This window comes from Alteromonas sp. BZK5 (genome assembly GCF_014349115.1).
Taxonomy (GTDB): domain Bacteria; phylum Pseudomonadota; class Gammaproteobacteria; order Enterobacterales; family Alteromonadaceae; genus Alteromonas; species Alteromonas macleodii.
The window spans coordinates 1-12,131 of record NZ_JACSOE010000041.1 but is presented as its reverse complement, the minus strand read 5'-3'; the positions used below and the strand labels follow the sequence as shown (position 1 = coordinate 12,131).

At 45.1% G+C, this 12,131-nt stretch carries 11 protein-coding genes; 6 read left to right on the top strand and 5 right to left on the bottom strand.

Annotated features, from left to right (window positions below; all coding sequences use genetic code 11):
- The first annotated feature begins 23 nt into the window (after nt 1-23).
- Nucleotides 24-1,259, top strand: a complete 1,236-nt coding sequence (locus BIZ39_RS12680) for a putative manganese transporter (RefSeq protein ID WP_187447144.1) — start codon at nt 24-26, stop codon at nt 1,257-1,259.
- 58 nt (nt 1,260-1,317) lie between these two features.
- Here the strand turns inward: BIZ39_RS12680 and BIZ39_RS12675 are convergent, their stop codons facing one another.
- Nucleotides 1,318-2,025, bottom strand: a complete 708-nt coding sequence (locus BIZ39_RS12675) for a DUF6776 family protein (protein ID WP_187447143.1) — start codon at nt 2,023-2,025, stop codon at nt 1,318-1,320.
- A 106-nt stretch (nt 2,026-2,131) separates the two neighbouring features.
- On the opposite strand from BIZ39_RS12675, the gene BIZ39_RS12670 reads away from it, so the two are divergent.
- From BIZ39_RS12670 to BIZ39_RS12660, 3 genes are all read left to right on the top strand, one after another.
- Complete coding sequence (locus tag BIZ39_RS12670) at nt 2,132-3,808, top strand: chloride channel protein (protein WP_168462819.1); 1,677 nt, start codon at nt 2,132-2,134, stop codon at nt 3,806-3,808.
- Between the two features lies 1 nt (nt 3,809).
- The gene (locus BIZ39_RS12665; protein ID WP_014950581.1) at nt 3,810-4,238 is read left to right on the top strand and encodes a CopD family protein; all 429 of its coding nucleotides are present in this window, start codon (nt 3,810-3,812) and stop codon (nt 4,236-4,238) included.
- 196 nt (nt 4,239-4,434) lie between these two features.
- On the top strand, nt 4,435-4,626 hold the full coding sequence (locus BIZ39_RS12660; RefSeq protein WP_187447142.1) for a hypothetical protein: 192 nt from the start codon (nt 4,435-4,437) through the stop codon (nt 4,624-4,626).
- Between the two features lie 61 nt (nt 4,627-4,687).
- Here the strand turns inward: BIZ39_RS12660 and BIZ39_RS12655 are convergent, their stop codons facing one another.
- Nucleotides 4,688-5,389: a UPF0149 family protein gene (locus BIZ39_RS12655; protein WP_187447141.1), complete on the bottom strand. Its 702-nt coding sequence runs from the start codon at nt 5,387-5,389 to the stop codon at nt 4,688-4,690.
- A gap of 253 nt (nt 5,390-5,642) precedes the next feature.
- Here BIZ39_RS12655 and BIZ39_RS12650 point away from each other — a divergent pair, with 253 nt between their 5' ends.
- Nucleotides 5,643-6,839, top strand: a complete 1,197-nt coding sequence (locus BIZ39_RS12650) for an Nramp family divalent metal transporter (RefSeq protein ID WP_187447140.1) — start codon at nt 5,643-5,645, stop codon at nt 6,837-6,839.
- A gap of 348 nt (nt 6,840-7,187) precedes the next feature.
- Here the strand turns inward: BIZ39_RS12650 and BIZ39_RS12645 are convergent, their stop codons facing one another.
- The 3 genes from BIZ39_RS12645 to typA all read right to left on the bottom strand — a co-directional run bounded on the left by BIZ39_RS12645 (nt 7,188) and on the right by typA (nt 11,199).
- Nucleotides 7,188-8,363, bottom strand: a complete 1,176-nt coding sequence (locus BIZ39_RS12645) for a MalY/PatB family protein (protein ID WP_187447139.1) — start codon at nt 8,361-8,363, stop codon at nt 7,188-7,190.
- 263 nt (nt 8,364-8,626) lie between these two features.
- Nucleotides 8,627-9,004, bottom strand: coding sequence for a response regulator (locus BIZ39_RS12640; RefSeq protein ID WP_187447138.1), 378 nt, complete (start codon nt 9,002-9,004; stop codon nt 8,627-8,629).
- Between the two features lie 362 nt (nt 9,005-9,366).
- Nucleotides 9,367-11,199 (bottom strand): translational GTPase TypA, encoded by a 1,833-nt coding sequence (gene typA, locus BIZ39_RS12635; RefSeq protein WP_014950587.1) that lies wholly within the window; start codon nt 11,197-11,199, stop codon nt 9,367-9,369.
- Between the two features lie 456 nt (nt 11,200-11,655).
- Here typA and BIZ39_RS12630 point away from each other — a divergent pair.
- Nucleotides 11,656-12,131, top strand: a 476-nt coding sequence (locus BIZ39_RS12630) for a glutamine synthetase beta-grasp domain-containing protein (RefSeq protein ID WP_187447137.1), incomplete at its 3' end; no start/stop codon positions are given.

Sequence of the window (12,131 nt, the reverse complement as noted above, 5' to 3'; positions counted from 1 at the left end):
AGTAGGTCGAGGGTGTAGTTGTAATGGATACGGCGTCTCACACATCAAAAAGCGCTAAGGCGATGGTCCGGTATAAGTACTTACCTTCTTTTACTAGCGCCCTATTAAGAAACGTTTTTTTTCCTCACTTAACCAATAAGCGGCTGTTGATGCCGCTGTTTATAGCCATTCTTCTTACTTATAACAGCACCCGTGCGGTTACCTTATCGGTGTTGTCAGATGCATTTTTTCAAGTGGCAGCGTTTGTATATGCATCGCTTGCGCTTTATTACGTCGCCACGTTACGCGTTTCGGCCGAAGCCATTGGTAATTATATGAAAGCGCACCCTGTACATGAGGTAGGATTATCTGCCCTACTTGGTGCTCTGCCAGGCTGCGGCGGTGCTATTATCGTTGTCACTCAGTACACACGAGGTGTGACAAGCTTTGGAGCTGTGGTAGCAGTGCTAACCAGCACTATGGGCGATGCCGCATTTCTGTTACTCGCCCAAGCACCGTTAGATGCCTTAACCGTAATGGCCGTCAGCGTCACGGTGGGTGCAATGACGGGGCTAGTGGTCAATAAATTTCATAATTACCAGGCTCCTGAAGCCGATGGTGCGCTCCAACAATCGCAAAACTGTGATAAACCCAAAACAGTAAACCACAAAGCCATATCACTTTCTAAAGTATTCTGGATGATTGCGAGCTTACCCTCGTTGGCGATTGCGCTTGGTTTGGCCTTTCAACTTCCCGTACACAGTTACCTCGCTATCAGTGAAAGTACACTAACGCTGATTGGTGCCGCGTTATGTATTTCGAGCCTTGGACTATGGTCTTTGTGTGGTTCGGGAAGCGGATACGCTTCGATTACGAAAGAGGATTTAATTCCGCCTCCGCCTAAATGGCAAGAGAAAGCCGCATTAGACACCCAGTTTGTATTGGCATGGGTAGTGCTCGCTTTTCTTATGTTTGAGCTGTCTGTTGTCTGGTTTGGGCTAGACATAGCAGGGCTGCTTCAATCAATGGGTCCCGGCTTAGTTGGCTTGGCGATCATCATCGGGTTCTTACCTGGCTGCGGTCCGCAGATATTGGTAACCAGCTTATACCTTAATGGCGCAGTTCCATTTTCAGCACAACTTGGCAATGCAATAAGTAATGACGGCGACGCGTTGTTTCCCGCCATTGCGCTCTCACCCAAAGCAGCGCTTATTGCCACAGTGTACTCTGCTATTCCTGCGTTTCTTGTGGGTTATGGCTACTGGTATTTGTTTGAATAAAGCTTTCTATGCGTTAAAAGGTTGAATTAACGGATTGGGTAGCGCTGTCCCACAGCGATTACTCTATTTCGACAGAAAGCGCTTCATTCCACGGCACGCTTATCTCATAGTTGCCTTTACGGGTTTTGTATTGATAGACCGTTGTAGAAAAACTAATGGATTCGGGGTTTATATCTTCCTCGATAGTGAGAGTTGCGTTCACGGCTTGGAAAAAGCGAAAGCGGTATTTGATATCTTCTGCCAGCAGGCTCGATTCGCCCGATTTCAACGTGATCGCTTCACCGTTTCGCTGACCGACTACGGCAATATCTAAACTGCCATTTATTACTGCTTTTTGCTGTTTAGACTGCAGCAGAACCAACCTAAGTTGATAGGTATTGTCACTCAACTTAAAAATCTCTACCCCTTCAATGGCAAAACCTTCGTCGGTTTTCTCAGGCGCCACGACGCGTTCATAGAAACTCAATAGTTCTTGTTGCGCCTCAATTTCTTTTTTCTGTTCGCCTAATGTATTGGTAATGCTCTCCGTCTCGAGCGTGGCAAGCTCCATGGCGACTTCCAGCTGATTCACTTTGATAGTAAGCGCATGGTTTTCTTCAGACAAAATAGCAATAGTTTCTTTCTGAGCCTGTACTTTCTTGCTGTCGCCTTCGTCAATAATTCGCGCTAGCTTATAGCCGAACCCAACCATGGCAAACATAATAAGCGCCACTAACAGTGTCCACTTGTAGTTGCCTAAAACTTCTTTTAACTGATCTGTCGTCATGATATCTACATCAACAAAAAACACCGTGCGCTAAGGCGCTCTAAACATTATGAATTTTAGGTGTTTATGGTAAGCTTCTTTTTACGTTAATCTACTGTACCACAACATGCGCTTGCAGGCTTTAAGAGAGGAAGTAGCTCATCCACGCACATCCATTCAGTTGTGCATGCTGGGCATTGTAGGGGGAACCTGCGCGGCGCTTATCATCATACTGTTTCGGCTGTGCGTAGAATGGCTACAAGAAACAGGCGTTTCGTCGCTTAAGTCGGTGCTTACCTATGACTGGTTGGTTTGGCTTATCATGCCAATTACCAGTGTAGGATTAATTCTATTTATCGCCTTTCTTACGGGCTTCAAGCACTACCGTTTAGGTATTCCCTTTGTTATTCATCGAGTGAAGTACTATTACGGTCATATTCCATTTAGAACCACCATTAACCAGTTCTTTGGGGGCATGCTAGCCCTGGCCGGCGGTTTCGTTGTTGGTCGAGAAGGCCCTTCCGTTCATTTAGGCGCGTCAGGCAGTAGTTTCTTAGGGCAATGGCTTCGCTTGCCTTACAACAGTATTCGAATACTTGCAGGGTGCGGCATTGCGGCCGGGATCTCGGCATCATTCAACACACCGTTTGCTGCCGTAATATTCGTGATGGAAGTGGTACTTAGAGAATACAAAATACATATTTTTGTTCCTGTCATGCTGGCTGCTGCCTGTGGCTCGGTGCTCACTCGTATTGTATTTGGGGAAGTAAACGAGCTTTCGTTTTTATCGTTTAATGCATTTAGCCAGTGGATGTATTTTTACTTGGTGCTGCTAGGCATTCTGTTAGGCATGCTGGCCGTTTTATTCAATAGCCAGCTTATGCGGGTGATGACGTGGTTCAGGCCGGTTTCCATGGTGTGGCGTTTAATACTTGCTGCGCTAATTACCGGTACCATTGGTATGTTTATACCTGAAGCCCTTGGCGCTAACTTTATCGATGTTGAGCACTTATTTGATAGCTCCCCCGGCGCGCTGCTGTTGGTTTCTACTTTAGTGTTTAAAGTTATCTTGGCGGTATTTGCTATTGGCCTCGGTATTCCAGGAGGAATCATTGGCCCTGTGATGGTTATTGGCATGCTCGCTGGCGCCGTACTTTTATTGCCACTGTCGTACTTTATTGACGTTCCCGAATTTACCAACAGCTTCGCCCTGTTAGGTATAGCAGGCATGTTGACCGCTGTATTACACGCGCCTCTTGCAGCGCTTTCCGCGGTTATGGAGCTATCGTACAGCCCACAAATTATTCTACCAGCCATGTTGGTAATTGTGCCTGCTTACGTGACTTCTACACAGTTCTTTGGCAACCGCTCTATTTTCATACGCCAGCTTGATTATCAAAATCTCCCTTACGCTATCTCGTCTATTCGTGAAGCACTTGAGAAAACGGGCGTACTTGCAGCGATGAATACTGAGTACAAGCTATTTCACGATGCGCCAGAGCAAGCGTTAATTAACTACTTAGAAAGCGATCCAACAAAAATTGTCATTCAGAAGTTAAAATTTGAAATAGATGTGCAGTATAAGCTGGTCCAATACAATGTGAGTTTGGAACACGATGCAACAGCGTTAAACTATTACGAAATGGAAGGTATTAGCGCGCAATCTACACTGCACGAAGTATACGAACACCTTAAAAACTCGCGCTCTGGCGCAGTTTATATTTACGATCAGGAGCTAAACGATATTATTGGCGTAGTAACGTGGAATATTTTACAAAGCTTCTTACAAAAGGCTCATTATTAGTATGTACATTTTATGGTTTAAAGCGCTGCACATCTTTTTCATGCTGGCTTGGATGGCAGGACTTTTCTATTTACCGCGACTTTTCGTTTATCACGCGACAACGAAATCTCAAGTGGTAAAAGACGAATTTAAGGTCATGGAGCGCCGCCTGTGGTTCTTTGTTACTCCATTCGCCTTGTTAACTCTGGCATTCGGCGTTGCGCTTATTGTAAGCTATGGTGGAACTTGGTTTAAAATGTCGGGGTGGCTTCATATAAAGTTGCTGCTGCTTCTTGCTATTTACGGCTATCACTTCTATTTGTTTAAGTTAATGAAGCAATTTGCACGCGACGAAAATAGACACTCTCCGCGCTTTTATCGCTTTTTAAATGAAGCGCCGGTGCTTATCATTCTCGCCATCGTTTGCTTGGCTGTGGTAAAACCTTTATAAAAGTGTAAGCCAAACTAAATAGTAAAGGCGCACGTACAAAGTTATTGAAAAGTCAGTACTCAAGGAACCAGTACTGCTGTGTAGTGTAAGAAGTAATTTTAAGCTTGTTGTTGAGAGTGTTGTAAGCATTGCACATAGTCGCCCAGAACCTGCTGTTTCTCGGGTTTAACAAATTGTTTTTATCGGAATGCTATACATGGATGACAGTAATCAACACCTCAAGTATTTGCTCAAACAGACAGACATTACCTTTAAGGCGCTTATGAGGGAGCCTGCTTCACGGCTTCTTAACGAGCAATACGAAAAGGCGAAACTTGAACTAGACAGCTATACCGCTTCGCTTAAACACACGTTGAATCAACGGCATCAACAACAAAGACAGCGCTAATTTTGAATTAGCGTTTTTTTGTTTTTTGCTTCTCCTACAGCTCCCAGTTATCAAATTTGCCCTAGGTTACTTTGTTAAAGGTTTCAAATTGATTGGGTAAGGCGCCTGCTAGCTCCCCTGACAACTTAGTGTAATCTGCCAGCACCGAAGGAAGCTGTTTAGCAAGCAAGTTTATATTACTTTCAAGCTGAGCAGCTTGCTTGTCGTTTCTGTAAGACAAGGCTAATTCAATATTAGCAAGCGTTGAGAAAAGCTTTAAACATCGAGACAAACGAGCTTCTGCAGGTTCTGTTTTCTCAGGCTCGTTATCGTCACAGTCTTTCTTGTTCGCCTTATTTTTTTCTAAATGCTTTTCCCAATGGTTCCACGCATTTTGCCACACAGGTTCTAATTGCTTGTGCACGTGTAAAAGCCCATTTAGCCAGCTTTCGAGCTCTTTTGAAGGCCTCGTCGTTCCTTGCTCCTCTATCGCAACGGTTAATTCACTAGGCATGGGCGACTTTTCCTGACGCATAAAATCCAAATGCGCCCGCAGGCCATTCATTAATGTATCAGCAAGCTTATCTACATCTTTGTCTACAAGGTGGCTGTCACTAGACTGTATGAGCCACGGCATCCACTGTTCGGGCATGGGAATTTCTGGTGCGGAGGCAACGGCAAAGATCATTCCATCTACGTAATAAGCATCCGGAAGCACATTTTCGAAACTGGGAAGCGAAACAATATCGCTGATTGTGTTTATTGGAAACCCATCTTTCACCATTACCATCCTATTTTAATTTGCGTTCTCTTTTATGAAACGGTAGTCTGCGCGGCCACTTTGTAGAGGGCATGTTTTGTAACCTTATATCTACCCAAAATAATGGGAAATAAGTTAGAGAGTAAACAACAAACTTCTACACTGGGTACGCGACAATAGGTTTAAAACCAATCTGTTACTGTATTGGTTTAGCGGTACTGTTGCGTGCTCGCCTACCTATTGTCATGATAGCAAAACTTAACTAAGAGTCGTTGCAATGGCAAAAGATAAATCAGGATACATCATCGCGGCCGCCTTTATTGGCCCTGGAACAGTAACTACGGCAAGCCTGGCAGGTGCAAACTTTGGCTTTCACCTTGTATGGGCGCTCCTTTTCTCCATATTCGCAACCATAGTATTGCAAGACATGGCTGCGCGTTTAGGTGTGGCCAGCGGCCAAGGCCTAGCCAGTGCAATGAAAAATATGGCTTACAAGCCATGGCTAAAGAATCTTTTTATCGTGCTTATTGTCAGTGCTATCGGCATTGGCAACGCAGCCTATGAGTCGGGCAACCTAACCGGCGCTGCAATCGGGCTAGACGCATTTATCAGTATAGGCATTTGCCCCTGGGCCAGTATTTTGGGCACGATTGCTATAGTTTTACTCTGGTCTGGCAGCTACAAGTGGATAGAGACAGTACTGGTTTATCTCGTCTTTATTATGGCTGGCGTATTTCTTATCACGCTGTTGGTAGCCAAACCTGATATCGCCGCGATGTTTAGTCAGTTAATGTCTCCGCGACTAGACGCTGACGCCATTACCACGGTGCTGGCGCTTATTGGTACCACCATCGTGCCTTATAACTTGTTTCTTCACGCTAGCCTAGTTGCAAAATCATCGAAAGGCCAAGATAAACAAGAAGCGGTCGTCGCGTGCCGAAACCAGTCTGCTAGAGCTATTAGTATGGGTGGGCTTATTACGCTTATCGTAATGGCAACAGCAATGATGGCGTTCTTCAATCAAGCGGCCACTATGGACGCTTCGAACATGGGCGAACAGCTTAAACCGGTTTTAGGTGACAAAGCTCAGTGGTTCTTTGCACTAGGGTTATTCGCCGCAGGCTTAACCAGTGCTATCACTGCGCCGCTAGCTGCCGCTTATGCGGTAACAGGAGCGCTTGGACTTTCTGACGATATGCAAAGCAAGAGCTTTAAGGCGGTATGGTTTATCATCATTGTAGTGGGTGTTAGCGTTGCAGCACTTGGCTTTAAGCCCTTACCCGCCATTTTGTTTGCTCAAGCGACTAATGCTCTTTTACTGCCAATTATTGCCATATTTCTATTGGTCGTTATGAATAAAAGCACCGCACTGGGTGAATTTAGAAACACATGGAAAAGTAACCTGGCAGGCTTTCTAGTAGTGGGTACTGTGATTGGTTTAGGCCTGTATAAACTAATCGGCGTATTTAGCTAGCTTCAAAAATGGGGGCAGAGAAGTTAGGGCGCTAGGAGCAACAGACCCGTGGCTATTAGCGACATCACTGGCGCCTCACCGACGCTTATCGAAACATGTCGTTGCTATATTACTGGGTATGGTACTCGTCTCATCGAATAGACATCGGCGCTTCCAAGCCAATACAGAAACCAGAAAAGTACTGTCATTCCATTACCTTGGACTCAGGGCTGTCGCTTGCCGAATACGATTTACTATGCGACAGTGGAAAGCTGCACTCAAATGGTACAGCTCCACAGTTGACGCCGCCTGGGCCGCAGGCACATGAAGTTAAATTCGAGGGGATCCCTCAGACTCTGCCCCCAATTTTTAGCTGGCGAGGCGTTGCAGAATATCCTGGAGCATCGCTTTGCTGCAGCCAAAGTTAATTCTGAAATGATCCGCCTTGTGAAAATCGATGCCTGGTGACGGGCCTACGCCTTTTTCTTCGGCCCACTGCTGGACGTTCTCTACACCTAGTCCACTGGCGTCTACCCACGCAAGGAACGTCGCATCGGCTTTGAGCATTTTAAGCCCGTCAATGTTGTTTACTGTGTTAAACACCATATCTCTGTTTTCACGCAAGTAGGTGAGTTGCTGCTGATGCCACTCGTCACATTGAGTGAATGCTGCCTCTGTAGCCGCTAAGCCCAATACAGTAACCCAAGGTACGATGCCCGCTGCGGCGTTGGTAAATGCCTGACGCAGTTGGCGATTAGGGATGATGGCAAAAGACGTTCCCAAACCAGCAATATTAAATGTTTTACTGGCAGCCATTAGCGTAACGCTATTTTCAGCAAGGTTGGACTCGCGGCCCGCCGGTATGTGCTGCTTGCCTTCTTCTAGAATAAGGTCGCAGTGAATTTCATCAGAACATAGCTTAACGTTGTTCGCGTTACAGATCTCAGCAATGCGATCTAATTCAGCTTTAGTAAGCACCGAACCTACCGGGTTCATTGGGTTACAAAGAATAAACAGCTTACATTTAGGATCAGCCGCTTCTCTTTCTAATGCTTCAAAATCTAACGTATAGCGCGCACCTTCAACACTTGAGATAGTTTCAGAACTTGTGCCGTCGTCATTTTGCACTACCGTGCCTATATCTACCCGTTCGAGACCATTTAGTTTTGGGGCAGCCAGTAGAGGCGGATAATTAGGTGTTTGAATAAGTACTTTATCACCGGGTTCACAATAGGCTTTACACGCTACGTTAAACGCTGGCACAACGCCTGGTGTCCACACTAGCCACTCGGGTTGAATTTCCCAATTATGCTTATCTTTAAGCCATCTCACTACAGCCTGAATAGCGCCTTCGTGATGTGCAGGCAGTATGTAACCCATGTTGCCATGCTCAACCTGACCCGAAATGGCGTCTAGAATTGGCTGCGCGCAACGAAACTCAGTATCGGCAACCCACGCAGGAATGATGTCTTTCCCTTTGTACTTTTGCCATTTAAACGAAAACGTGTCTTTTCTGGGAGGGGTATTATCGAATAAGGCGCTCACATTACATCCTGTTGCATAAAAACTTATGCCAACAGTGTAGAATTTTAGCGCCTCATAAACTAGGGGCGTGAGATGAATTAACCCGAATTTTCTATATCGAAATGTACTTTAATAGAGATAAATTAACACGTTAAAGCCAAAGGTAAATTGCGCTTTGCTGTCCTAATCTGTTTTACGTTGCCACCGTTAACCACGAAGTAGATTTTTGGCCCGCATGCACACCTTCACCGTGCGATACATAAAATGAAAAACAACCTACAGGCTTAGTTGGCCTGCGACACCGCCTCTCTCGATTTTTGAACTAGCTCTTCCATATTGAGTGGCTTAGCAAGAAAACCGGTAACCTGAAGTTTACGCGCTTCTATCACTAACTCTTTGTTAGGGTCGGCAGTAATGAGTAAAAATGGAACGTTCAAACCCGAAGACTGGCAGGTTTTTAGAAGACTTAGTCCATCATAATCCGGCATTACCTGGTCACTGATGATCAAGCTGATAGATTCCGCGGTTTGTTGCAGCAAAAAATCCCTTGCAAATTTACTACGTGTAAATGGATACACGGTAGCGTCTAACTGCGTTTCCAACGCGTCAGTGATAAGGTCAAGCGTGATGGGGTCATCTTCAACTACTGCTACAGAAAACACTACCCTTCCCCTTTTTGTTAGGTCATTAGCCGTAAATATTACAACGACTTAGCTCACGTGTTAAGGCGTCTGCCTATTGTACCAATCCGCATAGATTAATGCTCGCTGGGTATTGACCTATGCGGACTGGAGTTTTCAAGCATAGAGTCTCTGAACGCTTTTGACCACTAACCTTTGGTCGATATTTAAACCTTTTCTAACGTTTTAGAGATAATGCTAGAAAGCAGCTTTATTGATGGGAAGTGACGGGGTGTAAGTTGAGACACGATTTGAAAGATTGCAGGCTAAACTCATCGGCAAAATGGAAAAAAAATGCCAGCTGACGCTGGCATTTTCAAAATCAATGTAAGTCTTAGAAGCTATTAAGACTTAGGTGCACGTGATGCACGCTTACGCTCGTTTTCTGTAAGAAGCTTCTTACGAATACGGATAGATTCAGGCGTTACTTCTACTAGTTCGTCGTCATCGATGAACTCAAGCGCTTGCTCAAGTGACATTCTGATAGGCGGAACAAGTGTTTGCGCTTCATCAGTTCCCGATGCACGAACGTTAGTAAGCTGCTTACCTTTAAGGGCGTTTACAGTAAGGTCGTTGTCACGGCTGTGAATACCGATAACCATACCTTCGTACACTTCAACACCGTGACCGATGAATAAGCGACCGCGTTCTTGAAGGTTAAACAGGGCGTTAGTTAGTGCTTTACCGTTTGCATTAGCGATCAGTACACCATTCTTACGCTTACCAATGATACCGCCTTTGTACGGACCATAGTGATCGAACGTGTGATATAGCAAGCCAGAACCCGACGTTAACGTCATGAACTCTGTTTGGAAACCAATTAGGCCACGGCTTGGAATGATAAAGTCGATACGTACACGACCTTTACCATCTGGAGACATGTCAGTCATTTCTGCTTTTCGCAGACCAAGCTGTTCCATGATTGAACCCTGGTGCTGTTCTTCACAGTCAATAGTCAAGGTTTCGTATGGTTCTTGCGTTGCGCCGTCAACTTCTTTCAGAATTACTTCTGGACGTGACACTGCAAGCTCGTAACCTTCACGACGCATGTTTTCGATAAGAATACCTAGGTGAAGTTCACCACGACCAGATACACGGAACTTGTCCGGATCAGGCATTTCTTCAACGCGCAGTGCAACGTTGTGTACTAGTTCGTCTTTAAGACGCTCTAGAATGTTGCGTGACGTTACATACTTACCTTCTTTACCTGCAAACGGCGAGGTGTTTACCTGGAACGTCATGGTTACTGTAGGCTCGTCAACCGTAAGTGGAGGAAGTGCTTCTACAGTGTTGATGTCACAAATGGTGTCAGAGATCTTAAGTTCGCCAAGACCTGTGATTGCAATGATGTCGCCCGCGTGAGCAGATTCAACTTCGTGACGAGCAAGGCCAAGGTAGCCGTAAACTAAGCCAACTTTGCCGTTGCGCTTTTTGCCATCTGCAGTAACAACCGTTACTTGTTGGTTTGGCTTAACAGAACCACGCTTAACACGACCTACGCCTATTACACCCACGTATGAGTTGTAGTCAAGCTGAGAAATCTGCATTTGGAATGCGCCGTCGATATCTGCATCAGGAGGAGAAACCTGGTCAACGATAGTTTGGAACAATGCCGTCATATCGTCTTCTTTAGTATCTGCATCTAGTGATGCCCAACCGTTAAGTGCAGACGCATAAACAACTTGGAAATCTAGCTGTTCGTCAGTTGCACCTAGGTTGTCGAATAGGTCGAAAACTTGATCCATAACCCAATCAGGACGCGCACCAGGCTTGTCGATTTTGTTAATAACAACAATTGGCTTAAGACCTTGAGCAAATGCCTTTTGCGTAACGAAACGGGTTTGTGGCATCGGGCCTTCTTGTGCATCTACAAGTAGAAGTACAGAGTCAGCCATCGACATTACACGCTCTACTTCACCACCGAAGTCAGCGTGTCCTGGAGTGTCTACGATGTTGATACGGTAGTCGTTCCAGTTAATCGCTGTGTTCTTAGCTAGGATGGTAATGCCACGTTCTTTCTCGATGTCGTTCGAGTCCATTACGCGCTCTTCTTGCTCGCCTCGAGATTCAAGGGTGCCAGACTGCTGTAACAGTTTGTCTACCAGGGTGGTCTTACCGTGGTCAACGTGGGCGATGATTGCGATGTTACGCAATTTATTAATATCAGTGGTATTCATGCTTATATAGAGCCTGTGTAAATCAACGTCTACTTCAATTCAGTGGAAAGGAGTATGCGTTAGATTTGTTGCAAAAAAATGCAGATAGAAAAATTTGCGCGGATTGTACAGAAAAACCACGACGTTTGCGCATCTTTTTTTGATGGAAACGAGTTTTATTGGTTTTTAAACACTTGTTCAACAAATAACCAGCCCCGTTGCACCTAATTAATCATATTTGGTAGCTATACGCTACAAAGTAATCTAGGCTGATTGACGTGCAAATGAGCATGAAACGCCATATTGGTGCAACATTGCACCAATATGATGCAATTTAATCCAAGCGGAAGTGATAGATGTCCGTCTATGCCACTGAAATCGGTAGACATATAGATGGCATGATAATCGCTTTCACTTTTGCCACTGTTGGAGTGAAGCTGATCATTCCGCATTTTTACATTAAACCTGGAGGACACGATGTCAGTAGAAAAGGCATTAGAGCTGATTAAAGAAAGTGAAGCGAAGTTTGTAGATTTACGTTTTACCGATACAAAAGGTAAAGAACAACACGTATCTATCCCTGCGGGCCTAGTTGATGAAGAGTTTTTCGAAGAAGGTAAAATGTTCGACGGTTCTTCAATCGCTGGCTGGAAAGGCATCAACGAATCAGACATGGTTCTTCTTCCAGACGCAACAAGCTGCGTAGTTGACCCTTTCGCTGAGGAAACACAAGTAAATATCCGTTGTGACATCGTTGAACCTTCAACAATGGAAGGTTATGAGCGTGACCCACGTTCAGTTGCTCGTCGTGCAGAAGAATTCCTAAAATCAACTGGCATCGGTGACACGTGTTTCTTCGGCCCAGAGCCAGAGTTTTTCCTTTTTGATGACGTACGCTTCCACACTGACATGGCGGGTTCTTTCTACAAAATTGACTCTTCTGAAGCTAAGTG